Raw genomic sequence first — 24,546 nt, 5'->3', positions numbered from 1 at the left:
GGTCAGCTCACCGCCGAGGCGCAGGTCGTGGGGGTCGCGTGCGCCGGGTCGAGGGCGTTGGCGACCTCATGGAAGGCGACGCGGTCCGTGAGGCCGATCGCCACGTGTTCGGAGAGGTCGACGGCGCACAGGTCCTGGAGCACCACGTTGTGGACGTCGGGTCCGCTGAGGAACTGGCTGCGGTAGGGGGTGGCGACCTCGTCGTACTTGGTCGCGATGACGGTGTAGTGGACGCCGGGGACGGTGTCGCCGCCCTGGTTGAGTTTCGTGAGGAACGGGGAGCCGGCGACCTGGTCGGCGAGGCCGGGGGTGCTGAGTTTCAGCAGGTCACCGGCGCCCGGGAAGTACGGCAGAAGGTTGGCGAGGCCGTCGAGCGTGGTGCCGTGATTGTCGGGGGCGAGGCCGACGAGGGCGTTCACCTTCGCGGCGCCGCCGAGGAACTTGAGGTAGTAGCGGGGCATCATGCCGCCCTGCGAGTGCCCGACGAGGTCGGCCTTGGGGGCGCCGGTGGCGGCGAGCACCTTGTCGACGAACGCGGCGAGTTGTCCCGCGGACTTGTCGATCGGGCCGAGGCCGTTGAAGAGCGGGACGCCGGGCAACTGCCCGTAGTCGAGGGAGAAGACGCAGTAGCCGCGGCTCACCAGGTAGGGGGCGAGGGCGAGCCAGTTGTCGACGGAGTTCCCGAAGGTGCCGTGGACGAGGACGACGGGGCGCGGGTGGGCGGCGGAGGGTTTGCAGGAGTAGTCGTTCCAGCCCCGGGTGGGGGCCGCGTCCGCCTGGGCCGCCGCCGGGACCGCCGTGGCGCCGGCGGTGAGCAGCAGGGCGGCGGTCAGGGATCTGACCGCGAATTTCCAGTTCCTGGGCAGCATCGTGCGATCTCCTTGCGGCTCAAGGGAGTTGCAGGGTGGGGGGCGTGCCCTTGTGATCCGGATCACGAGGATGCTGTACTGCGGCTAAATTACGCGCCAGTAGCACCGGAGTGAAGTTACGTGTCGGCAAAAACTGTCGGCGCGACTGCCGGCGCCCGACCAGGACCGTGTCGGCGCCCGACCAGGACCTACGGGCTACGCCGCCAGCGCCCCCGGCACGATCGTCCCCGGGCCGAACCTCGCGCGGGCCCGGTCGGCGACGGCCTCCAGCGCTCGTGTCTTCTCGTCCGTGGGGTCGAAGGTCAGCTGCCGGGCGGACCCCTCGACCGGGCGGAGCCCCTCCGCGCGCAGGGCGAGGGAGCGCACCCTGGCGCGCTGGAGGCCTAGCGCCTCGTACATCCGGTACGCGGCGGACGACAGCGTGGCCGTGTGCGCGGTGGGTTCGGGGAGTGTGCGGGAGCGGGTGGTCGTGGACCGGTCGGCGTAGCGGACGGTGAGGGTGAGCGAGCGGCACACCTGTTTGCCGTCGCGGAGCCGGGCGCCCAGTTCGTCGGCGAGGGAGAGCAGGGCGCGGCGGTGCCGGTAGGGGTCGATCTCGTCGCGCGGGAAGGGGCGTTCGGCGGCGGTCGAGCGGGTGGCGGCGCCCGGGGTGACGCGGGTGCGGTCGATGCCGCGCGCCTTCTCGTGCAGTTCGCGGCCGATGCGGGCGGTGGTGAGCCGTTGCAGGGTGCCCTGGGGTGCGGCGGCCACGCGGTCGAGGGTGTCGAGGCCGTACTCGCACAGGGTGCGGGCGGTCGAGGCGCCGATGCCGGGCAGCGCGGAGACCGGCTGCCGGGCGAGGAACTCCGCCACGGCGCCGGGGTCTTCGGGTACGACGGTGGTCACCCCGGGCGAGGCCGTCCGCGCGGCCATCCGCGCCAGCATCGGTCCGGGGCCCGCGCCGATGACGCACTCCGCCCCGTACAGGGCGAGCGCCCGGACCCGGATCACGGCGGCGAGTTCCACGGCGTCCCGGCCGAAGTAGCGCACGGCGCCGCCCAGGTCGACGAGGGCCGCGTCGGGCGGCAGCGCCTCGACGACCGGGCTGAACTCGCCGAGCAGGTCGACGAGTTGAGGCAGCACCGCGTCCGCGTCGCGGTGGCGCGGCGCCAGGAACCGTACGTACAGAGTGGTCATCCCGCGCTCCCGGGGCTCTGGTGCCACAGTTTGCGGGGCGGGCCGGCCGGGCTGTCGCCCGCGGGGCGCAGGTCCGCCCAGGGGTGCATCTCGTATCCGGTGGCCATGCGGATACGGCGGCCGTCCACCGGGTCGTCCTCGTCGGACGGCGGCTGCGGTGCCGGTTCGGCGAGGCGCCGGGCCACCGCGTCGAGGCCGCCTTCCCTGCGGATCTCGACGAGGTCGGCGAGGTTCCACGCGGCGGCGCCGACCACGCTGAGGCTGCGGGGGCCGCGCCGCTGGACCGTGCCGCGTACGAGGAGGAGCCACGAGTGGAAGACGGTGTGCGCGCACGCGGCGTGGGCGTCGTCGAAGAAGGCCAGGTCGACCAGGCCCGTGCCGTCGTCCAGGGTCGTGAAGATGACGCGTTTGCCGGAGCGGATCGGCGGGGTCTGGGTGGCCACCTTGGCGCCCGCTACCAGGACGACCCGGCCGTGTTCGGCCTCGCGCAGGCGCCGGGCCGTCAGCACCCCGAGCTCTTCGAGGAACTTCTCGTGGTCGCCCATGAGGTGGCGGGACGCGTCCATGCCGAGGACGCCGAGTTCGGCGCTGAGCCGTTCGGCGTCGCCGAGGTCGGGCAGGCCGGCCGGGGCGGTGCCGCGTCCGCCGGACAGCGGCAGTTGGGCACCCCGGGACCCGCGCGCCCCGCGGTGGAGTTCCGTCAGATGGAGCTGCAGGTCGCGCCGGTTGGCGCCGAACGCGTCGAGTCCGCCGACCTGGGCGAGGCGCTGCGCGAGCGGCCTGCTGGGCCTGGCCCGCTCCCAGAAGTCGAGCAGTGAGGCGTAGGGCTGTCCCTCCTCGATCCGGGCGGCCTCGGCCTCGCTGATGCCGTGCACGTCACTGAGCGCGAGCCGCACGCCCCACTTCTTCTCCCCACTCCCCTTATCAGACACCAGTTCGATCCGGTGAGCGACCGCGGACTTGTTCACGTCCAGCGGAAGGACCGGCACCCCGCGCCGCCGCGCGTCCGCGAGGATCAGCCGCTTCGGGTACATCCCGGGGTCGTGCGTGAGCAACCCGGCGTAGAACGCTGCCGGATGATGGGCCTTCAGCCACGCCGACTGGTACGTCGGCACGGCGAAGGCGACGGCGTGCGCCTTGCAGAACCCGTACGAACCGAAGGCCTCGACGATCTCCCAGGTGCGGGTGATCGTGTCGGCGTCGTAGCCGTGCGCCGCCGCCTGCTGGGCGAACCAGAGCCGGATGCGGCCCTGCGACTCGGGGTCGGACAGCCCGCGCCTGACCCGGTCCGCCTCGTCGCGCCCGCAGCCCGTCATGATGTTCACGATCTCGATGATCTGCTCGTGGAAGACGACGACCCCGTACGTCTCCTTCAGCGGGCCCTCCAGATCGCGGTGCGGATAGCGGACCGGCGCGCGCCCGTGCCGCGCCTCGATGAACGGCCGCACCATGTCGGCGGCGACGGGCCCCGGCCGGAACAGCGAGATGTCGACCACGAGGTCGTGGAACGTGGCCGGCTGGAGCCGCCCCACCAGGTCACGCTGGCCCGGCGACTCGATCTGGAAGCAGCCGAGCGTCTCGGTCGACTTGATCAGGCGGTACGTCTCCGGGTCGCCGGACGGCACCGCGTCCAGGTCCAGCACGGCGCCGGTCGCCCGCTCGGTCTCGGCGACCGCGTGCGCCATCGCCGACTGCATCCGCACCCCGAGCACGTCGAGCTTGAGCAGGCCGAGATCCTCGACGTCCTCCTTGTCGAACTGCGACATGGGGAAGGGTGAGCCTCCCCCGCCGCCGGAGTTGTCCGGGATGTCACCGCTGGTCGGCACGACGGGCGTACGGGCGAGCAGCGAGGCGTCCGAGAGCAGCACCCCGCACGGGTGCATGGCGATGCCCCGCGGCAGCGCGTCCAGCGCCTCGACCAGCTCCCACAGGCGGTCACGGTTCCCCAACTCCTGTGCGATCTGCCGCAGTTCGGGCAGCTCTTCGAGCGCCGCGCGGGCGTCGCGGGCGCGGATGTGCGGGAAGGACTTGGCGATCCGGTCGATGTCGGCCGGGTCCATGGACAGGGCGGCGCCCACGTCGCGTACGGCGTGGCGGACGCGGTACGTCTCCGGCATCGAGACGGCCGCGACGCGCTCGGGGCCGAACCGGTCGATGATCGCGCGGTAGACCTCCAGGCGGCGGGCCGACTCCACGTCGATGTCGATGTCGGGCAGCACGGAGCGGCGCTTGGACAGGAAGCGCTCCATGAGGAGCCCGTGCTCGACCGGGTCCGCGGCCGCGATGCCGAGCAGATGGTTGACGAGCGACCCGGCGCCGGAGCCGCGCGCGGCGACCCGGATGCCCATATGCCGTACGTCGTCGACTACTTGAGCGACCGTCAGGAAATAGGTGGCGAAGTCGTGGTACGCGATGATGTCCAGCTCGTGGTGCATCCGCTCCCAGTAGTCCCGCTTCCCGGCGTACCCGAGGCGCAGCATTCCCGCCGTCGCGCGCGAGGCGAGGACCCGTTGCGCGGTGCGGCGTCCGGCGCCGACGAGCCGCGGTTCGGGAAAGTGCACGGAACCGATGCCGAGGTCCCGCTCGGGGTCGACGAGGCATTCGTCGGCCACGGCCCTGGTCTGTTCGAGCAGCCGGTACGCGGCGTCGCTGCGGAAACCGGCGGCCTCCACGACGCGCTCGGCGGTGCGCAGCATGGCGTCGGGGCCCTTGAGCCAGCGTTCGCCGCTGTCGAGTTCCTTGCGGGGGTCGATCGGGACGAGGCGGCGGGCGGCGTCGAGGACGTCGGCGACCGGGCCCATGCCCGGGTCGGCGTACCGGACGTCGTTGCTGAGGACGGGGCGCACGCCCTGTTCGGCGGCGAAGCCGACGGTGCGGGCGGCGAGGCGCAGCGAGCCGGGGCCCGTGCCCTCGCGGCCGTGGTGGACGGCTTCGAGGCGCAGGGCGTCGCCGTAGACCTCCCGCCAGGGGGCGAGCAGGCGCGCGGCCCGGTCGGGGCGGCCCGCGGCGAGCGCGCGGCCGACGTCGGACGCGGGGCCGAGCAGCACGGTCAGGCCGTCGCCGTGGTTGTCCGCCCAGGTCAGCCGGGTCTCGCCGGTGGCGTGGGCGGCGGTGACCAGGCGGCACAGGGCGGCCCAGCCCTGCGCGCCGTCGCGGGCGAGGAAGGTGGCGCGCGGGGTTGACTCGTCGATGAAGGCGCCGCCGCGCACGGGCTGGCGGCGCCGCTCGGCGGGGGCACCGTCACGCGTTTCGGGGCCGGTGACCGCGAGGTCCGTGCCGAACAGGGGCCGCACCCCCGCCCGGTCGCAGGCCTTGGCGAACCGGACCGCGCCCGCGAGGGTGTCCCGATCGGTGAGGGCGAGGGCATCCATGCCCCGTTCGACGGCACGCTCGGCGAGCCGCTCCGGGTGCGAGGCCCCGTACCTGAGGGAGAACCCGGAGACGGTGTGCAGATGCGTGAACCCTGGCACACGCACCTCCCGCATATGTCGAACCGATCCTCTCGCCTCCCCACCACCCACCATAGACCAGGTTCGAACGCATGTGCGACACCTAAGACACCTACGGGCGACACCTAGGTGCGACACCTGTACGAGGTCAGGCACTCGAGGTCACAGCCCTGGGCACCCCAGGTCACCACTCCGTGCACCCGTTCAGCCCCACCCTGACTGCGCGAGCCCACCGGCCCCCGGACCGTGGAGGCATGACGCAGACAGCCGACACCCCGCCCGGCGCCCCGCGAGGAAACTTCCTCGACGAAGTGAAGAGCGCCGTCACACCGCGGGCCGCGCTGCTCGTCATCGGCGTGCTCGCCCTCCAGCTGCTCTTCATCACCTCCTACGTCGGGGCGCTGCACGACCCGAAGCCGAGGAACGTGCCGTTCGGCATCACCGCACCGCTCCCCGCCATCTCCCAGCAGGCGGTCACCCAGCTCGGCAAGCTCCCCGGCAGTCCGCTCGACGCCCGGACGGTCAGCGACGCGAAGGCCGCCCGCCAGAAGGTCATGAACCGGGACCTCGACGGGGCCCTGATCATCAACCCGGCGGGCACCACCGACACTCTGCTCGTCGCCTCCGGCGGCGGCACCGTCCTCGCCGCCTCTCTCGACAGGCTCGTCAGCACACTCGAACTGGGCCAGCAGCGCACCGTGCGGACCGTCGACGTGGCCCCGGCCTCCTCCGAGGACTTCGACGGCCTGTCGGCCTTCTACCTGGTCGTCGGCTGGTCCGTCGGCGGTTACCTGTGCGCCTCGATCCTCGCGATCAGCAGCGGCGCCCGGCCCTCCAACCCCCATCGCGCGGCCATCCGGCTCGGCGCCCTGGCGCTCATGTCGATCGTCGGCGGGATCGGCGGCGCCGTCATCATCGGACCGATCCTCGGCGCACTGCCGGGGAGCGTCTGGGCGCTGTGGGGTCTGGGCGCCCTGGTGACCTTCGCGGTCGGCGCGGCGACGCTCGCGCTGCAAGGGCTCTTCGGCATCGTGGGCATCGGCCTGGCGATCCTGATCATCGTGATCGGGGGCAACCCGAGCGCGGGCGGCGCCTTCCCGTATCCGATGCTGCCGCCGTTCTGGAACGCGATCGGCCCGTCCCTGCCGCCGGGCGCGGGCACCTGGGTGGCCCGCTCGATCGCCTACTTCCAGGGCAACGCCGTCACCGGTCCGCTGCTGGTGCTGTCCGGGTGGGCGGTGGGCGGCGTCGTGATCACGATGGCCGCCGCCGAGTTCCGCGTGAGACGCCGGCAACCGGCACCGGCGCCCGCCGAAGCCTGAGCAGCACGAGGGGCCGGTCCGACGACGACGGACCGGCCCCTCACCTGTACTTACAAAGACTCAGCCCCTTACGAAGACTCAGCCGATCTGCGCGCCGAACGTCGACAGCGCCTCCGTGACCGGCTGGAAGAACGTCTCCCCGCCGGACGTGCAGTCACCGCTGCCGCCCGAGGTGAGGCCGATCGCGGTGTCGCCCGAGAAGAGCGAGCCGCCGCTGTCCCCGGGTTCGGCGCAGACGTCGGTCTGGATGAGGCCGTTGACGATGTCGCCGTTGCCGTAGTTCACGGTGGCGTCCAGGCCGGTGACGGTGCCGTCGTGGACATGGGTCGTGGAGCCGGAGCGCTGGACCTTCATGCCGACGGTCGCGTCGCCGGCCTTGGTGATCTGCTGCGCGGAGCCGTTGTACAGGTCGACCTCGCTGGGGTGCGGCACGTCCGCGGTGTACTTGACGAGCCCGAAGTCGTTGTCGGGGAAGCTGGACTGCGCGTTGGTGCCGATCTGCTGACCGCTGGAGTCCGACCAGGTCGAGATCGCCTCGGTGCAGTGCCCGGCCGTGATGAAGTACGGCTGGCCGTCCTTGACGACGTTGAAGCCGAGCGAGCACCGGCCGCCGCTGCCGGTGATGGCGTCGCCGCCCGCGATCAGGGGCTTGAACTCCCCCTTGATGCGCTGGAGTTGGGCCTTGGAGCCGAGGCCGTCGACGACCTTGCCCAGCTTGTTCCAGGCGGCGGCGCCGACCGTGCGGTCCGCGGTGACGACGACCTTGTTCGTCGCCGGGTCCACCGTCCATGAGGTGCCGGGGATCGTCGCGTCCCGCTTGAGGGTGGCGCGGGCGCTCTTCAGTTCGGCCAGGGAGTTCTGGACGACTCTGGCCTGGGCGCCGGCCGACCGCACCACGTTCGCCGCGTCCTGGTTCAGGACGTTCACGACGAGGTGCCTGGCCCGCGCGTCGTAGTAGGTGCCCGCCGAGTCCGCGCCGAGGTTCTCGGTCAGGGACGAGGCGAGATTTCCGGCCTTCGCGACCGACAGGGTCAGTGGGGCGCGCTCCGGGGTCTCGGTGCTCGCGTTCGCAGTCTGGAAGGTGACTCCCGCGACGACGAGAGCGGCGATGCCCGCTCCGGTCACGGCGGCACGCCGCTTGGATATGCGTCGGTGCTTCAACTCGTGTCCTCCTGTGGGGGGTCGGAACCGGCCGCAGTGGGGTGCGGCGCCGGTCCCGTAGGTTGACGCCGCCCACTATCTCGGCGCCCCCGGGGACACACAAGGCTCACTTCAGGACGCGTGTGCGAACGGCGGCGTACGCCCAGGTGTCCGGTGCGCGCACCTTTCGCACCACGTCGGTTCCCACTGCAAACACTCCGCGCAGAGGCACGGTCTGCGATGCGTGAGGTCTACGCCTGTCCGGATCTCGCCGGTCACGGCCCAAGAGTGAGCCCCCGCACGGCGGTTGCCGTGCGGGGGCTCGTGGAGCCTGGGTCAGTACACGCTCACCCCGTACGCGCTGAGCGCCTCGGTGACCGGCTGGAAGTACGTCGTACCGCCTGACGTGCAGTTACCACTGCCGCCGGAGGTCAGACCGTACGCCGTGGTGCCGCCGTAGAGCGGGCCGCCGGAGTCGCCGGGCTCGGCGCAGACCGTGGTCTGGATGAGGCCGGAGACGATGTCGCCGCCGCCGTAGTTCACGGTGGCGTTGAGCGCGGTGACCTTGCCGCTGTGGATGCCGGTCGTGGAGCCGCGCCGGGTGACCGTGGTCCCCACGGACGGCGTCGCCGCGCTGGTGATGTCCTGGCTGCCGACGGTGCCGGGGTGCGTCGTCGAGCTGTACTTGACGATGCCGTAGTCGTTGCCCGGGAAGCTGGATCCCGCGGTCGTGCCGAGCGTCGACGTGTGCGTCGAGTTCGACCACCAGGTGCCCGCGCCGGAGGTGCAGTGACCCGCGGTCAGGAAGTAGTAGGTGGTGCCCGAGCGGACGTTGAAGCCGAGCGAGCAGCGCCAGCTACTCGCATAGATGGCATCGCCGCCGGAGACCAGTTTCTTGAACGTGCCCGGGGTGCGCTCGATCTTCAGGGCCCCGGCGTTGCCGCCCGCGTCCTTGCGGATCTGGGCGATCTCGGCCTGCGAGACGGTGCTGTCGACGGTGACGACGAGCTGCTTGGTCTTCTGGTCGACGACCCAGGCGGTGCCCGGCACATCGGACTTCAGGACGGACTTGCCGGCCTGGGCGAGCTCGGTCGCGCTGAAGGTGTGCGCGACGGGGGCGTTCGACGCGTTGGCCGCGGGTACGGCGAGTGCGCCGATGGCGACGAGCCCGGAGGCCACGGAGATGATCCGGGTCCGTCTCGAGATGCCACTGCGGGGGGTGGTGCGCTTGATCCTCACTGGTCGTTCCTCCCGAGGGAAGTCGGGGGCCCGCGTGGGGTCGGGGCCCGTGAGGCGCAGCCAGCGGCCCGGCAGACGGTCCGGATGCGGAACGCCTACGAAGATGGGATGCCCCTGACAAGCGCTGTGGGGAGTATTCGGCCGTTCAACTGGCCCGCACAAGGGCGCCTTTCGGCCGTCCGGCCGAACGCACGGCCAGATGCCCCGGCGGCGTACGCGGTTCTCCGCGTCCCGCCGGGGCTCGGCCGCCTTGTTCGACGGAGTGACGGCCCGCCAGGTTCCGTTCACCCAACCGGATTTCACCGAACGGGTGCCGCCAGGCGGCCGGAAGCGGACCCGGGAGTGGCCGGAACCTGGCCAGGATGCACGGATTCCCGCAGTCCCAGGTGCGAGCGCAGGGTCGTCCCGGTGTACTCGGTGCGGTACACGCCGCGTTCCTGGAGCACCGGCACCACCTGGTCGACGAACTCGTCGAGGCCGCCCGGGGTGAGGTGCGGGACGAGGATGAAACCGTCGGCCGCGCCGGTCCGCACGAACTCCTCCAGCTCGGCGGCGACGGCCTGCGGGGTCCCGATGAACGACTGCCGCGCGGTGGTCTCAATGACGGTCTGCCGGATGGACAGCCCCTTGGCGCGCGACAGGGCGCGCCACTCCTCGGCGACGGCGAAGGGGTCACCGCGCCGGGTGCGGCCCTGCGAGAGCCCGGAGTCGACGACCGGATCGATGTCCGGCAGCGGCCCGTCGGGGTCGTACGCGGAGAGGTCGACGCCCCAGACCTGCTCCAGGGCGAGGAGCGCGTTCTGCGGGGACACCTGCTGCCGGCGGATCTCGGCGGCCTTCTCCTGGGCCTCGGCGGCGGTGTCGCCGAGGACGACGGTGACACCCGGCATGATCTTCAGGTCCTCGGGAGTACGGCCGTACGCGGCGAGCCGGCCCTTTACATCGGCGTAGAACGCGCGGCCCGCCTCCAGGGTGCCGTGCCGGGTGAAGATGACGTCGGCCGCCGACGCGGCGAACTCGCGGCCCTCCGGCGAGTCCCCGGCCTGGATGACCACGGGGTGCCCCTGCGGCGAACGCGGGAGGGTGAACTCGCCCTGGATGTCGAAGTGTTGGCCACGGTGCGCGAAGGAACCCGGCCGCCCTTCCGGTGTCCAGGAGTCCCACAGTTCGCGGGCTGTCGCCACGAACTCGGCGGCCCGCGTGTACCGGTCCGCCCGGTCGAGATAGCCGCCCCGGCGGAAGTTCTCGCCGGTGAACGCGTCCGACGAGGTGACCACGTTCCACGCGGCCCGGCCCCCGCTGAGGTGGTCGAGCGAGGCGAACCTGCGGGCTATCTCGTAGGGCTCGTTGAACGTGGCGTTGACAGTCGCGGCCAGACCGAGGCGCTCGGTGACGGCGGCGAGCGCGTTGAGGACGGTGACGGACTCGGGCCGCCCGACGACGTCGAGGTCGTGGATACGCCCCTTGTGCTCGCGCAGCCGCAGCCCCTCCGCGAGGAAGAAGAAGTCGAACAGGCCGCGTTCGGCGGTGCGGGCCAGGTGCTCGAACGAAGCGAAGTCGATCTGGGAGCGGGACCGGGGATCGGCCCAGACGGTGGTGTTGTTGACGCCCGGGAAGTGGGCGGCGAGATGAATCTGCTTACGAGCATTGGCAGTTGAGGTCATGACGGGTCCCCCGCGAGTGCGTACCGGTTGGCGGGCCGGGCGAGCCCCAGGTGCTCCCTGAAGGTGCTGCCCGGGTAGAAGGTGCGGAACAGGCCGCGGTGCTGGAGCAGCGGCACGGTGCCGTTGACGAGCCGTTCCAGGTCACGGCGCGGCTCGACGGGCGTGAGGTGGAAGCCGTCCACGGCGCCGGCGCGGTGCCACGCGGCGATGAGGTCGGCGAGGTCGACCGGGCCGCCCCGGTAGAGCGGCCCGAGGTCGCTCGGCAGCGGTCCTCCACCGCCGTGGCCGGGCTCGGCGGCGTGCTCGCCGCCGCCGAGGTCGACGCGCAGGGCTGCCAGGACCCGCAGAGTGTCGGGGTCCCGCCCGTACTCGGCGGCGCGGCGGCGCAGGCTCGCGCGGACGGCGGCGGCCTGGGCCGGACCTGAGGCGTTCACCAGGGCGACGTCGGCGTGGCGGGCGGCGACGTCGTGCGCGTGGGGCTGCGTGGTGTCGACGACGGTGACGGGGTGACCCTGGGGCGGGCGCGGCACGATGGAGGGACCGCGCACGGAGAACGTACTGCCCTTGAAGTCGACGTGGTGGAGCTTGTCGCGGTCGATGAAACGGCCGGTCGGAATGGAGCGGATCTCGGCGTCGTCCTCCCAGCTGTCCCACAACCGGGCGGCCACGTCGGCGACTTCACCGGCCTCGCGCCACAGTTCCCCGGCCGGGGCGGCGGACCTGCGGCCGAAGAGCCGGGCCTCCTCCTCGGTGGTGGACACCTCGGGCCGCCACCCGGCCCGGCCCCGGCTCACCCAGTCGAGGGTGGCGACGGCGGCCTGCACATGGAAGGGCTCGGTGTGGGTGGTGGTGACGGTCGGCACGAGGCCGATGCGGGTGGTGGCCGGGGCGACCCGGGACAACACGGCGAGCGCGTCGGGCCCCGGCCGGCCGAAGGAGTCTCCCAGGGTGACGAAGTCCAGGGCGCCGCGTTCGGCGAGGCGGGTGAGGGAGACGTAGGGGTCGGCGTCGTAGGTGTCGGGCTGGTCGACGGCGGCGGCGAGATGCAGCAGGCCGCGACCGGTGGGCGTGGTCATGGGCGGGTCCTTCTACGAAGAGGCGGGTGCGGGCGGACCGGGGCTTGGGCAGGCCGCAGCACGGCTTGGCCAGGCCGGGCCACGGCTTCGGCAGGCCGGGTCACGGCTTCGGCAGGCCCGGTCACCGCTTGGGCAGGCCGGGCCATGGCTTCGGCAGGCCCGGTCACCGCTTGGGCAAGCCGGGGCACGGCTTCGGCAGGCCGGGTCACGGCTTCGGCAGGCCCGGCGGGTTGATCTCCGACTTCTCGACCGCCTCGCTCGACAGCCCCCAGCGCTTCAGGACGCGCCCGTACGACCCGTCCTCGATCACGTGGTCGAGGGCGGCCGCGTACGCGTCGACGAGTCCGCTGTCCTTCTTCGTCGTGGCGGCGATCTTCCCCTGGATCTTGTCGCCCGCACCGGACAGCGTGCCGATGACCTGCGACTGGCCGGCGGTCGCCACGTGGTACGCGACGCTGGGGCTCGGGCCGAGGTAGCCGTCGATCCGGCCGGACTGGAGTGCCAGGTAGTAGTCGGTGTCCTTCTGGAAGTACTTGATGTCGACGGGCTTCAGGCCCACCTTCTCGTCCTGCGCGCTCCAGTCGACGAGGATCTTCTCCTGGTTGGTCCCCGAGGCGACGGCGATGGTCTTCCCTGCCACGTCCTTGGGCCCCTTGACCCGCCAGTCGGCGCCCTTCTTCGCCTCGAACGCGATGTTGTCGAGCCGGTAGGTCGCGAAGTCGTACTTCTGCTTGCGCTCCTCCGTGACGGTGACGTTCGAGAAGACGGCGTCGAACTTGCCGCTGTCGAGGCCGACGAACAGGTTCTCCCAGGACACCGCCGAGAACTCGACCTTGAGGCCGAGGGTGTCGGCGACCAGGGTCGCGAGGTCTATCTCGGAGCCGATGCGGGTCTTGTCGTCGGTGGCGTAGAAGCCGAGTGGCGGGGAGGAGTCGGCACTGCCGCCGAGCCGCAGCGTGCCGCGCTTGCGGACGGCGGCGGGCAGCTTCGCCGCGATCGAGTCGACCTTCTTTACGTGGATGCGGTGCTGGTCGGGACCGATGTTGATGCCGCCGACCTTGTTTGTCCCGCCCTTGGCGGCACCGGTGCGGGTCGCGGCATCAGTGGCACCTCCGCAGGCGCTGAGCAGGGGCGCGGCGACGAGAGCGGCGACGGACAGGGCGAGGGTGCGGCGAGAAAGCATGGGTGAACTCCCTTATGAAACAGGCTGGTTGAGGTGGAGGTGTGGCTCAGAGGACCTTGGAGAGGAACGCCTTCGTGCGCTCGTGGCGCGGGGCGTCCAGTACGTCGCCGGGCGCGCCCTGCTCGACGATGCGGCCCTCGTCCATGAAGACGACGGTGTCCGCGACCTCCCGGGCGAAGCCGATCTCGTGCGTGACGACGATCATCGTGGTGCCCTGGAGGGCCAGGTCCTTGATGACGTCGAGGACTTCGCCGACCAGTTCGGGGTCGAGTGCCGACGTCGGCTCGTCGAAGAGCAGCAGCTTCGGTTCCAGCGCGAGGGCGCGGGCGATGGCGACGCGCTGCTGTTGTCCGCCGGAGAGCTGCTTCGGGTAGGCGTCGGCCTTGTCGGCGAGTCCGACCCGGTCGAGGAGCCGGCGGGCGGTCTCGACGGCCTGGGCTCGGGGCCGCTTGAGGGCGGAGACGGGCGCCTCGACGATGTTCTCCAGGACCGTGAGGTGCGGGAACAGGTTGAAGTTCTGGAACACGAACCCGATCTGGGTGCGCTGCCTGAGCACCTCGCGCTCGCGCAGCTCGTACAGCTTGCCGCCGGACCTGCGGTAGCCGACAAGGGCGCCGTCGACGCTGATCCAGCCGCTGTCGACCTTCTCCAGGTGGTTGATGGTGCGCAGGAGCGTGGACTTGCCGGAACCGGACGGGCCGAGGACGACAGTGACCTCGCCGGCGCGTACCTCCAGGTCGATGCCCCGCAACACCTCCAGCGATCCGAAGCTCTTGTGGACGGCCTTCACGTCCACCATGGGCGTGCTCATCGGGTGGTTCCCTTCGCGTAGTGGCGTTCGACGTAGTGCTGGAGGACGGAGAGTGCGCTGGTCAGGAGCACGTACCAGACGGTGGCGACCATGAGGAGCGGGACGACGCGGCCGGTGCGGCCGTAGATGACCTGGACCTGGTAGAACAGCTCGCCGATGGCCATGACGGAGACGATCGAGGTGCCCTTGAAGAGGGAGATGACCTCGTTGGCCGCGTTGGGCAGGATCGAGCGCATGGCCTGCGGCAGCACGATCCGGCGGATCTGCCGCAGCCGGGGGATGCCGAGCGCGGCCGCCGCCTCCAACTGGCCGCTGTCGACGGCCAGTACGCCACCGCGCACGATCTCGGCGGCGTACGCGGCCTGGTGCAGGGCGAGACCGAGGACGGCCGCGCTCATCGCGCCGACCAGGCCCATCGTGTCGAAGGAGAGGAAGCCGGGCCCGAAGGGGATGCCGAACTGCAACTCCTTGTACAGATAAGCCAGGTTGAACCAGAACAGCAGCTGCACGATCAGCGGGATCGACCGGAACGCCCAGATGTAGCCGAAGGACACGGCCCGCAGGAACCGGCTGGCCGACAGGCGCATGAAGGCGAGGACGACACCGAGCGCGAACCCGAGAGCCGTTCCGTAGAACGTGAGCTGGAGGGTCGTCCACACCGCCTTGAGGATCACGTCGGCGGTGAAGAACTCGGCGAACACCCCCCATTCCCAGCCGGAGTTGGTGAGGAACCCGTGCGCGAACTGGGCGAGCAGGACGGCGGTCGCGGCGATGGCGGCCCACCGCCAGGGGTGACGGACGGGCACCACTTCCAGCGCGCCGTAGTCGACGTCGACGGTGGCTGGAACGGGAGCGGTGGATGTCGTTTTGTCGATGGGTGGATCACTGGTCAGGGACATAGGGGTTCCTCGGTCACGTGAAGGGGTCTTACGGGAGAGGTGCGCGCTCAGGCGGCCGTGGCGCGACAGGCCGCGCGCTCAGGCAGCCGTGGCGCGACAGGCCAGGTCGCCCAGGAGGGTCAGGACCGCGCGGGCCGTGGCGTCGTTCTGCCGGAACGAGGGGCTGTTCGTACGCGGCCGGGTGAACGCTCCGGCGCCGCGCGCGTTCGTGTGCGGGCCGAGCGCGAAGCGGCGCGGATGCGCCGAGCCGTCCCAGTGCTGGATGCGCCCGTCCCGGGGGTCAACGGCCAGGAGCCCGCCCGGGGTTGCCGCCGCCCCCTCCTCGTACAGCGTGCGCAGGAGCTGGTCTCGGGTGCGGGCGAGGGTGGGGTGCGGGAGGCGGGCCTCGACGAGGGCGCGGGTCTCGACGACGGCGCCGGGCACGGTGGCGCTCGTGGCGCGGAAGACACCGGCCTCGGCCGTGACGCACATGTCCGCGCCGACGAACTTCACGATCCCGGCCCGGGACAGCGCGAGCAGCTGCCGCAGCCGGGGTCCGGGCGGCCCGGAGGCGAGCGAACTGAAGAAGCCGTGCCACCAGTCCCCGATGTCCCCGAGCCGCACGACCTGCCCGTACACGGAGAGCAACCCGAGGAAGACGGCCAGGTCAGGGCTGTGTTCCGGGTCGTGCCGGCGTTCGAGCCCGGCGGCGATCCGGGCCCGCATCCCCTCCTGGAGCTCGTCGTACGAGGCATGGCGTACGCCGTCCAGCGGGTGGTCGAGGGCCGCGAGATCGAGGCGGTCGGCCGGGTCGGGCACGGCGGAGCCCACCAGCGCCTGGAGTTCCGCGCTCAGCGGTTCGGCGGCCGCGTACTTCTCCTCGAAGTCGGTCCAGGCGACGCGGACGCGCTCGGGGTGGACGGTGAACAGGCGGTGGTAGTGGGCGAAGCCCAGCTCCTTGTCGATGAGCGGCCACACGTCACGCCGGAAGTCGAACCCGCCTGGGCGCGCGAGGAGTTCGTCGATCTCGGCGGGCCCGAGGAAGCGCGGCAGCGGCGGGCGCTCACCGGTCCAGTCGTAGCCGATCTTGGAGTGGTAGGGGACGCCGCGCCGGGACCCGACGTGCAGCACGGGCTCACGCCCGGAGGGTATGTACGTGTCCCCCTCGTACCGCCCGCCGCGCCCCTCGGTCAGGAGCACCATCAGGTCGACGAAGGCGAGCCCGAAGCCGCGCACCAGGACGTCCTCGCCGGGTGCCAGGACGGACAGGTCGCTGTCGGCGGTGAAGTCGGGCGGCAGATGGACGAGCCCGTGCTCGCGCGCGTAGGCGCTCAACTCCGCCTGTTCCGGGTCGAGTTCGGCGTCCAGGTGGCCCTGGGCGAGGATCACCGCGTCGGCGAGCAGCGGGCGCGGCCTGCCGTCGAGCCACACCTGCTGGCGGCCGTCGCGCGGGCCGGCGACACGCACGGCGCGGCGCGGGTGGTGATGGACGGTGACGCCCGGTGGAAGGGCGGCCACCGACCGCTCGTGGACCCAGTTCAGGTACTCGCCCTGGAGGCGGCGGCCGGCGAAGGCCCGCCCGTCGAGCTCCGCCCATTCGCGCAGGCTCGGTCCCGGCAGCACCGGCCCGTCGATGTCGACGGTGTCGTCGGTGAACATCGTGACGTCCTGGGACTGCGAGTTCATCCAGAGCAGCGGGGACTGGGCCTGCCGCCAGACGCGTCCGCCGCCCGGCGGGAACGGGTCGACGAGGTGGATGTCGAGGCCGAGGTCCGCGTACAGGCCCGGCGCGTTCGCCGCGATCCGCTCCAGGATGCCGGTCCCCCGCGGCCCGGCTCCCACGATCACCAGTGAGTGCCTCATCGCGTGCGCTCCGCACCGCGTGCGAAGTGCCGCTCGACGTAGAACTGGCCGACGCTCAGGAGGGTGGTGACGGTGACGTACCAGAGGGTGGCGACCAGGAGCAGGGGGATGACCTGGTAGGTGCGGTGGTAGACGAGCTGGGCCGAGTACAGCAGGTCCTGTACGGCGATGACGCTGACGATGGACGTGCCCTTGAGGGTGCCGATCAGCATGTTCCCGGCCGGCGGCAGGATGCTGCGCATGGCCTGCGGCAGGACGATCCGCCGCAGCCGCGTGAGCCTGCCGAGCCCGAGCGCCTGCGCGGCCTCGGTCTGTCCGCGCCCGACGGAGAGGATGCCGCCGCGCACCACCTCGGCGGCGTACGCGGCCTCGTGCAGGGTGAGCCCGATGATGGCGACGGTGACCGGCCCGAACAGGTCGACGGTCCGTACGCCGAGGATCTTCGGGTACAGCGCTCCGATGTTGAACCAGAACAGCAGCTGGACGAGGATCGGCATCGACCTGAACAGCCAGACGTAGCCCCAACTCACCGCGCGCAGCACGGGGTTGGCGGACAGTCGCATCACGGCGAGCAGGGTGCCGAGGGAGAAGCCGAGCGCCATGACGAGGGCGGTCAGCCAGAGGGTGAGGACGAGTCCGCGCAGGATGGACGCCGAGGTGAAGTAGTCGGCGACGACGCCCCATTGGAAGGCGTCGTTGCGGATCACGGACTGGGCGACGAAGGCGAGGAGTGCCAGGACGGCGGCTGCGGCGAGCCACTGACCCGTATGGGGGCGGCGGACGATGCGCGGGTGAGCGGGGGCGGCGTCAGAGGTGGCAGGCGGGCCGGCCGCGACCTGTTGTGCGAGCGTGTTCGAGGACATGAGAAGGCTCCGTGGGCATGGGAATCCAGCACGGTCTTGCCTTCACACAGCACTTGCGGACCGAGCCCCTCAGCAGCGGTCCCGCGCCGAGATTACGGGGACGCCCGCGCCCGCTGTCAAGGCTGTCCACACTGTGAGCCGTCCGTCTCAGGTGAGTTGACGCGGAAACGGATGCCTGTTCCACTTGGCCCATGCATCCGCAGCAGTGGCTGGTCACGCGCTCTCACATCGACCTCGGTCGAGTGTGGTCAGCGTCCTGTTGATGCCCTTCTGACGCCCGTCGCGCGCGTCTCTCTCTTCACTTCGCTTTTCCTTTTCGCGTTTGTTGTGCGCCCAAATGCGCACACTCGTCCGCGCCTTCACACATTCACGCGTTCTCGCGTACCCCTCCCCTCTTTCGTCACCCCTGCGCGACTGTTGCCTCCGAAGGGCTGAACTCCACGCCATGCATTCGACTTTGACTGTCCATCAGCGAAAGCGGATTCCCGCCGCGTTCGCGCTCATCACCGCGGCCACTCTGGCGCTCACGAGCTGCGGTTCCGGGAACCCCGAGGCCGCCGCGGGAGGCGCGCAGCCCGCGGGCAAGAGCGACAAGATCCCCACGACCGATGTCGTGAAGGGGGTCAAGAAGGACAAGGCGGCGGCCGAGCTGCTCCCCGCAGATGTCCGCGCGAGCGGCACACTCACCGTCGGCAGCTCGATCGGCGGCACTCCGCCCGGCGCGTTCTACCTGCCGGACGGCAGGACCGCCGCCGGCCAGGACATCGACTTCACCGACGCCGTCGCCCGCGTCCTCGGCCTGAAGCTGAAGCGCGAGGCCGCGAGCTTCGAGGCGATCCTGCCCGCGCTCGGCAGCGGCAAGTACGACGTGGGCACCGGCAACTTCGGCGTCACGGACGAGCGGCGCAGGACCATCGACTTCGTCACGTACATCAACGACGGCCAGGGCTTCGCGGTCCGCAAGGACAGCGACCTCAAGAAGGTCACCGACCTGAGCCGGCTGTGCGGCCTGAACGTGGCGACCGGCGCGGGCACCACTTTCGAGGCGACCCTGGAGGAGAACAAGCGCCTCTGCACGGACGCCGGGAAGAAGCCGTACAGCGTGAAGACGTACGCCGACCAGAGCGCGATCTGGTCGTCCCTCCAGCAGGGCCGGTCCGACGTCGTCATGAGCACCATCAACGGACTCCGGTACGCCGTCGCGCACCAGGACGGGCTGAAGTTCCTCAACGAGTTCCACCGGCTCGACGTCGGCTTCGCCTTCAAGAAGGGCACGAAGCTGGCGCCCGCGTTCCGGGCGGCGGTGAACAAGCTGATCGCCGACGGGACGTACGACCGGATCCTGAAGAAGTGGGGCACGAGCGCGTCCGCGATCAAGACGTCACAGATCTCGCCACCGGAGATCAAGGACTGACGCGCCGTCGTCCGGCGAGGGGGCTGCGAGGCGTGCCCCCTCCGCCGGGCTCACCACGTGCCTCAGCAGTCGCAGCAGGAGCAGCACTCACAGCAGTCGCAGTCACAATCACAGTCGCCGCAGCCGCAGTCGCTCGAGCAGCAGTCCGCGCACCAGCCCTCGCGCTTCTTCCGCGACCAGGGGCCTTCGAACTCGTCGGCGCAGCAGACCTTGCAGGTGCAGCAGAGCCCGATGGCCGCCGCGCACCCCGCGAGGATCCCGCGCTTGCCGGGCTTCGGCGGCGGCGGGAACGACGGCCCACCACCGAACCCACCGGAACCGCCCGAACCACCGGGACCACCAGGCCCAGCCGGTCCGCCGGGCCCCGCCTGCCCACCGCCGTAAGGGTTCTGCGACCCGTACGGACCCGAGGATCCGGGCGGCAGGTACGGGCCCGACGCCCCCGTGGGCACCCAAGGTCCAGGTCCCTGCTGCGGCGTGGAGGCCGAGGGCGCGTGCGCACCGCCCGCCGGATCGGAGCCGTAAGCCGGACCGGACCCGTACGTTCCGCGCCCCTCCGCCGACCCATGCCCCGCGCCCGAGCCATGCCCCGCCCCCGAGCCGTGGGCACATGACGCCACCCCGAAAGCCCGGTCCACGGACCGCCGCAGCTCATGGGCCAGCAATAGATGCGCCAGCGTCCCGTCGGCGAAGTCGACCTCGCGCAGGGCGAGGCGGATGCCGTGCAGGGCGTCGTCGGCGAGGCGGCGCGCCTCGGTGAGGTCCGTGCCGGTCGCCGTGAGCGGGTTCCAAGCACCCGACGCGGCGTCAGCTTCCTTGTCCTCGACGGCGTCCAGCAGATGCGCGAGCCGTCCGAAGAGGCGTCCGGCTTCGGCGAGCGGTGCCGCGTTGCCGGGCCGTCCGGCGAGGACGGCGGTGTGCGCGAAGGCGGCGGCGGTGGCCGTCTCGGTGGGTTCGGTGACGGTGAGCACCGGGGTTCCGGGGCCCGCGAGCGCCTCGATCCCCATCTGGCGTTCCACGGCGTCGACCAGTACGGCGGTGTCGAACCCGACGTCAGATCCGGTGCGGGACCCGGCCTTTCCCCACTTGGTGGCCACCCGGCGGGCCGCGGCGGCCACCGGCCTGCGGGCCAGGATGCCGTCGCCGTCGGCCACGTGGTCGCGGACCTTCGCCGAGGCGAGGACGAGCGAGACGGCGGCGGCGAGCCGGGCGCCCTCGCCCTGCGCGACGGACGCGGAGCGCATCCCGCGCAGCGGACAGGGCCCCGCCGTGCGCCGTCCCCCGGCGACGTGCTCGGTCTGAGCCTCCGTCAGAACCGAGATCAGCAAACCGTCATAGTTCGTGACAACCCGGGCGAACTGCCCGTGATCCCCCCGAAGTGCCAGGCACAGCCCGCACAGATGGGCCATCCACTGCGCCTTGAGCCCTTCGCCGAGGCGATGGCTGCAGGGCCTGACGATTCCGAACAAGACGACTCCCCCGAGGGTCCCGAAGACGTAAACTGCGGCATCGTATCCGGGGAGCCATTCACCCGTACGCCCCGGCCGTCACCCATACGCCGCGAAGAATCATATTTCACTCACTGTCAGCATCCGTACGGGGTACGACCCTTGGGATTCCCGGGACAGCGCCGTGTTGACTCTGCACCAGTACCGTCACGAAAACCCCGCGCGGCGACTATCCCCTTGGCGCACCATCCGCATCATGGACGACCATAGGGATGCGGAACGCAGAGGAACCGCTGTGAGAGGAGGCGTCCATGGGATCGGTGCGCAAGGCGAGTGCCTGGCTTGGCCTCGTCGACGACAACGATGACGAGCGTTACTACGACGGTTACGACGACGACAGGGGCGAGGAGTCCGAGCCCCGGAACGACGCCGCCTGGGTCACGGACCCGCGCGTGAAGGTGGCGGCCGAGTCCGCCGAGGAGCAGGGCCGCCGGATCGGCACGGTCACCCCGGACGGTTTCCGGGACGCCCGCGGCATCGGCGAGATGTTCCGGGAGGGCGTCCCGGTCATCATCAACCTCACGGCCATGGAGCCCGGGGACGCCAAGCGCGTCGTCGACTTCGCGGCCGGGCTCACGTTCGGGCTGCGGGGCTCCATCGAGCGCGTGGCGACCCGCGTGTTCCTGCTGAGCCCCGCCGACACGCAGGTGCTCAACGGCGAGGCGGCGAGCCGTCCGGTGGACGGTTTCTTCAACCAGAGCTGAGCGGGTTCTTCAAGCAGCCGGCTGAGTTCTCCAGCCAGTCGGCTATGCGGGCCGTCCCGCGTCACAGGCGGGTAGGGGCAGGGCTCGGCCTCCGGGCCGGGTCGTCACCCGCTCCCCCGTCGCGCGCGGGCGTCACGCGACGGTGGACTCCGCCCCGACCGGCTCGGGACCGCGCTGGGGTCCGATCTTCGCCGGGCCCGCGGCACCCGCCGTACGAGCCGCCGGCACCACGTCGGCCGCTTCCACCGCGCCGACGGTTTCCACCGCGCCGGCCGCGGCCCCCGCGCCGGCCATGTCCCCGGTGACGTCCGCCGCGTCTTCCGTCTCCGCCACGTCGCTCTCCATGTGCCGGGGCAGCCGCAGCGCGGCCAGCGCGCCGACCAGCAGGAGCCCGGCGCTCACGTACAGCGTCACGTGCAGCCCGTGGACGAAGGCGACCCGGGCGGCCTGGCGCAGCGCCTCCCCGGCCGTGCCGCCGAGCCGCGTCGCGATCTGGTACGCCTCGCCGAGCGAGTTGCGCGCCTGCGCGGTCGCGGATCCGGGCACCCCGCCGACCTTGGCGAGGCCGGGCGCGTAGGCGGCGTTCATGACGGAGCCGAGCAGCGCGATGCCCATACCGGCGCCGAGCTGGTACGAGGTCTCGCCGATGGCCGCCGCCCCGCCCGCGTCCTGTGCCGACGCCTCCGTGAGCATCGACTCGTACGCCCCGAAGAGGGTGGTCTGGAGGCCGAAGCCGAGCAGGACGAAGCCCGAGATGAGCAGCCCCGGGCGGTCGTGCTGGCCCATGAGCGTCAGCATGAGCACCGCGGCGGCGGTGAGGACGAAGCCGGACGACACCATGAGTCGCGGGCCGAATCGGCGCAGCTGTGCCGAGCCGAGGACGCCGGCCGCCATGGCCGCGAAGGTGAGCGGCAGCAGCCGTACACCGGTCTGCAGCGGGGTCAGGCCGAGGACGAGCTGGAGGTACTGGACGGCTATCAGTTCCAGGCCGACCAGGGCGAGCATCGCGAGGACGATGCAGCCGACCGCCGTGGAGAAGGCGGGCCGGGAGAACATCTTCATGTCGATGAGCGGGTGCTCGCGGCGCCGCTGCCGGCGTACGAAGACGATCAGCAGGGCGATGCCGACCAGCAGCGGGCCGAGGGTGGGCACGTCGAGGACGTGGCGGTGCACGCCGAGGCGCTTCACGCCGTAGACGACGCCCAGCATTCCGGCGGCCGCCATCAGGGCGCCGACCACGTCCCACGGGCCGTCGGAGCGGCCCTTGGACTCGGGGAGGATGAGGCGGCCGAGCGGCAGCATGACGGCCATCAGCGGGATGTTGATCAGGAAGACCGAGCCCCACCAGAAGTGCTCGACCATGAAGCCGCCGAGGACCGGCCCGGTGGCCGCGCCGATCGCGGCGACCGCGGACCAGACGCCGATCGCCACCGCTCTCTCGCGCCGGTCGGGGAAGACCGCGCGCAGGACCGACAGGGTCGCGGGCATGATCATCGCGCCGCCGACGCCGAGCAGGGCGCGGGCCAGTATCAGGACGTGGGGTGTCGTGGCGAACACGGCGAGCGCGGAGGCCGCGCCGAAGAGCCCGTAGCCGAGGAGCAGGACGCGTCTGCGGCCGACGCGGTCGCCGAGCGTGCCGAAGAGGATCAGGAGCGCCGCGCAGATCAGCGGGTAGGCGTCGACGATCCACAGCAGCTGGACCGCGGACGGGTGCAGCTCGCGGGTGACGGCGGGGACGGCGACGTGCAGCACGGTCGCGTCGAGGGCGACGAGCAGCAGGCTGGTGCACAGGACGACGAGGACGACCCAGCGATTGGCTCCGGCGGCCCGAAGACGGAAGGGCGCTGTGGCCGTGGTCGTCCCGGTCATGTACGTACCTCCCAGTGGCCTCGCTCTCGGCGGATCCGCGGGGTGGAGATTCCCCGCGGTTGCGGCCGGAAGGAGCGGGCTTCCGGGTCCACGCAACGAATGGCGAGTGAGTCGCCAGAGTACGCGAGCTTCATACGCGTGACACGTGGCGGACCTCTCAATGTGATCGGACCCGGTGTGTGGTGTGCGCCACTCTCCACCCTTCGGTCACGCGTCTGACGTGCGGTCCGGTTGCCGCGGACGCCGATAATCGACGCCGTGACCGAAGTAGAGCTGGAAGATCCGCGACGCGCGGCGGCCACCCCGGCCGGGGCCGCCGACGCGCTGCGCCGCGCGGCTCCGGCGCTCCTCGCGTTCGCCGGGGTACGCGCCCTGGGCCTGCTCGTCCTCGCGCTGTGGAGCGCGGCGGCGGGGAAGAGTCCGCACACGCTGCTGACCGCCCGCTGGGACTCGCTCTGGTACACCCGCGTCGCGGAGTTCGGCTACGGCTGGGAGGTGCGCCTGCCGGACGGCACCGTGCACTCGAACCTCGCGTTCTTCCCGCTGCTGCCGTGGCTTGAGCGGCTTGTGTCGGCGGTGATCCCGTTGTCGGCCGCGGACGCGGGTCTGGCGGTGAGCTGGGGCGCCTCGCTCTGCGCGGCCTGGGGGATCTACCTGGTCGGCGAGCTGCTGCACGGGCGGCGGGCCGGGATCTGCGCGGTGGCGCTGTGGGCGGTGCTCCCGGTCGGGATCGTGCAGTCGATGGCGTACAGCGAGTCCTTGTTCACGGCGCTCGCGGTGTGGTCGCTGTACGCGGTCCTGACGCGGCGGTGGGTGGGTGCGGGGCTGCTGGCCTCGCTCGCGGGGCTCACCCGGCCGGTGGGGGCGGCGGTGGTCGCGGCGGTGTGGGCGACGGCCGCGGCCCAGGCGGTGCGCGAGCGCCGGGTCTCCTGGCGCACGGCGCTCGGCGTGCTGCTCGCTCCGCTGGGCGCGGCGGCGTACGTGCTGTGGGTGGGGCACCGGACCGGGGACGGGCTCTTCGGCTATCTCGACATCCAGGGGCAGTGGGGCAACGGGTTCGACGGCGGTCTCGCGTTCGCGCTGTTCGTCGGGGCCAAGTTCACGTCGTTCCCCCTGGCCCTGGCCGGCGTCGCCCTGATCGTCGGGGTCGCGCTGCTGATCTGGCTCTACGTGCTGTGCGTGCGGCAGGGCCAGCCGCTCGCGCTGCTGGTCTACTGCGGGATGGTCGTCGCGCTCGCGCTGTGCGCGTCGGGGTACTTCGGGTCGAAGCCGCGTCTGCTGCTGCCCGCGTTCCCGCTGCTGCTGCCGGTCGCGGTGGCGCTCGCGCGGGTGCGCGCGGGCCGGGCGGCGGCGGTGCTCGGCGGCGTGGCGCTCGCGTCGGCGGTGTACGGGGCGTTCTGGCTGAACGGGTCGGGGCCTCCTTGATCAACTCGGCGCACCCGCTCAAGGCGCCCGATCGCGCCCTGTGACCGATCCGGAAATGCCTCCCGGAACGCACCGGCGCGGGAATTCGGGCGG

The 24,546-nt window shown here is 71.6% G+C and carries 18 protein-coding genes; 4 read left to right on the top strand and 14 right to left on the bottom strand.

All coding sequences use genetic code 11. The features are described 5' to 3' along the window. Positions 1–2: 2 nt before the first annotated feature. From ABZ893_RS09085 to ABZ893_RS09075, 3 genes are all read right to left on the bottom strand, one after another. Positions 3–869 (bottom strand): alpha/beta fold hydrolase, encoded by an 867-nt coding sequence (locus tag ABZ893_RS09085; RefSeq protein ID WP_361399203.1) that lies wholly within the window; start codon positions 867–869, stop codon positions 3–5. Positions 870–1,064: 195 nt separating this feature from the next. Beyond that, a complete protein-coding gene (locus ABZ893_RS09080; RefSeq protein WP_361399200.1) occupies positions 1,065–2,045 on the bottom strand; it encodes a hypothetical protein in 981 nt (326 codons plus the stop codon). Continuing rightward, a complete protein-coding gene (locus tag ABZ893_RS09075; protein WP_361399197.1) occupies positions 2,042–5,530 on the bottom strand; it encodes a DNA polymerase III subunit alpha in 3,489 nt (1,162 codons plus the stop codon). The genes ABZ893_RS09080 and ABZ893_RS09075 overlap by 4 nt, the downstream gene beginning before the upstream one ends. A gap of 218 nt (positions 5,531–5,748) precedes the next feature. On the opposite strand from ABZ893_RS09075, the gene ABZ893_RS09070 reads away from it, so the two are divergent. Then, the gene (locus ABZ893_RS09070; RefSeq protein ID WP_361399195.1) at positions 5,749–6,816 is read left to right on the top strand and encodes a DUF3533 domain-containing protein; all 1,068 of its coding nucleotides are present in this window, start codon (positions 5,749–5,751) and stop codon (positions 6,814–6,816) included. 78 nt (positions 6,817–6,894) lie between these two features. On the opposite strand, the gene ABZ893_RS09065 is transcribed toward ABZ893_RS09070, so the two are convergent. The 9 genes from ABZ893_RS09065 to ABZ893_RS09025 form a co-directional block, all read right to left on the bottom strand. Then, entirely contained in the window at positions 6,895–7,977 is a 1,083-nt protein-coding gene (locus tag ABZ893_RS09065) for a S1 family peptidase (RefSeq protein WP_361399192.1), read from the bottom strand. A 315-nt stretch (positions 7,978–8,292) separates the two neighbouring features. Then, positions 8,293–9,195 carry a S1 family peptidase gene (locus ABZ893_RS09060; RefSeq protein ID WP_361399189.1) on the bottom strand — a complete coding sequence of 301 codons (903 nt, stop codon included), beginning with the start codon at positions 9,193–9,195 and terminating at the stop codon, positions 8,293–8,295. A 299-nt stretch (positions 9,196–9,494) separates the two neighbouring features. Further along, a complete protein-coding gene (locus ABZ893_RS09055; protein ID WP_361399186.1) occupies positions 9,495–10,859 on the bottom strand; it encodes an NtaA/DmoA family FMN-dependent monooxygenase in 1,365 nt (454 codons plus the stop codon). After that, positions 10,856–11,935, bottom strand: coding sequence for an LLM class flavin-dependent oxidoreductase (locus ABZ893_RS09050; protein ID WP_361399183.1), 1,080 nt, complete (start codon positions 11,933–11,935; stop codon positions 10,856–10,858). Before ABZ893_RS09050 ends, ABZ893_RS09055 begins: the two co-directional genes overlap by 4 nt. Positions 11,936–12,140: 205 nt before the next feature. Beyond that, on the bottom strand, positions 12,141–13,118 hold the full coding sequence (locus ABZ893_RS09045) for an ABC transporter substrate-binding protein (protein WP_361399180.1): 978 nt from the start codon (positions 13,116–13,118) through the stop codon (positions 12,141–12,143). A 46-nt stretch (positions 13,119–13,164) separates the two neighbouring features. Next, on the bottom strand, positions 13,165–13,917 hold the full coding sequence (locus ABZ893_RS09040; protein WP_361400166.1) for an amino acid ABC transporter ATP-binding protein: 753 nt from the start codon (positions 13,915–13,917) through the stop codon (positions 13,165–13,167). A gap of 8 nt (positions 13,918–13,925) precedes the next feature. Then, positions 13,926–14,828, bottom strand: a complete 903-nt coding sequence (locus ABZ893_RS09035) for an amino acid ABC transporter permease (protein ID WP_361399177.1) — start codon at positions 14,826–14,828, stop codon at positions 13,926–13,928. A 78-nt stretch (positions 14,829–14,906) separates the two neighbouring features. Next, positions 14,907–16,670: an FAD/NAD(P)-binding protein gene (locus ABZ893_RS09030; protein WP_361399174.1), complete on the bottom strand. Its 1,764-nt coding sequence runs from the start codon at positions 16,668–16,670 to the stop codon at positions 14,907–14,909. Then, on the bottom strand, positions 16,667–17,533 hold the full coding sequence (locus tag ABZ893_RS09025) for an amino acid ABC transporter permease (RefSeq protein ID WP_361399171.1): 867 nt from the start codon (positions 17,531–17,533) through the stop codon (positions 16,667–16,669). Before ABZ893_RS09025 ends, ABZ893_RS09030 begins: the two co-directional genes overlap by 4 nt. A 445-nt stretch (positions 17,534–17,978) precedes the next feature. Between ABZ893_RS09025 and ABZ893_RS09020 the strand changes: the two genes are divergently transcribed. Next, positions 17,979–18,947, top strand: a complete 969-nt coding sequence (locus tag ABZ893_RS09020) for an ABC transporter substrate-binding protein (protein WP_361399167.1) — start codon at positions 17,979–17,981, stop codon at positions 18,945–18,947. Positions 18,948–19,009: 62 nt separating this feature from the next. Here the strand turns inward: ABZ893_RS09020 and ABZ893_RS09015 are convergent, their stop codons facing one another. After that, positions 19,010–20,416, bottom strand: a complete 1,407-nt coding sequence (locus ABZ893_RS09015) for a DUF5685 family protein (protein WP_361399164.1) — start codon at positions 20,414–20,416, stop codon at positions 19,010–19,012. A 290-nt stretch (positions 20,417–20,706) separates the two neighbouring features. Between ABZ893_RS09015 and sepF the strand changes: the two genes are divergently transcribed. Further along, entirely contained in the window at positions 20,707–21,159 is a 453-nt protein-coding gene (gene sepF / locus ABZ893_RS09010) for a cell division protein SepF (RefSeq protein ID WP_361399161.1), read from the top strand. 132 nt (positions 21,160–21,291) lie between these two features. Here the strand turns inward: sepF and ABZ893_RS09005 are convergent, their stop codons facing one another. Beyond that, the gene (locus ABZ893_RS09005; protein WP_361399158.1) at positions 21,292–23,028 is read right to left on the bottom strand and encodes an MFS transporter; all 1,737 of its coding nucleotides are present in this window, start codon (positions 23,026–23,028) and stop codon (positions 21,292–21,294) included. Positions 23,029–23,301: 273 nt separating this feature from the next. Here ABZ893_RS09005 and ABZ893_RS09000 point away from each other — a divergent pair, with 273 nt between their 5' ends. Next, positions 23,302–24,453, top strand: coding sequence for a hypothetical protein (locus ABZ893_RS09000; RefSeq protein ID WP_361400163.1), 1,152 nt, complete (start codon positions 23,302–23,304; stop codon positions 24,451–24,453). Positions 24,454–24,546 lie beyond the last annotated feature (93 nt).

The sequence above is a fragment of the Streptomyces sp. NPDC046821 genome (genome assembly GCF_040645335.1).
Classification (GTDB): Bacteria; Actinomycetota; Actinomycetes; order Streptomycetales; family Streptomycetaceae; genus Streptomyces.
Note: the sequence above shows the minus strand (reverse complement) of the source record. Positions and strands in the feature narration are given on the sequence as shown.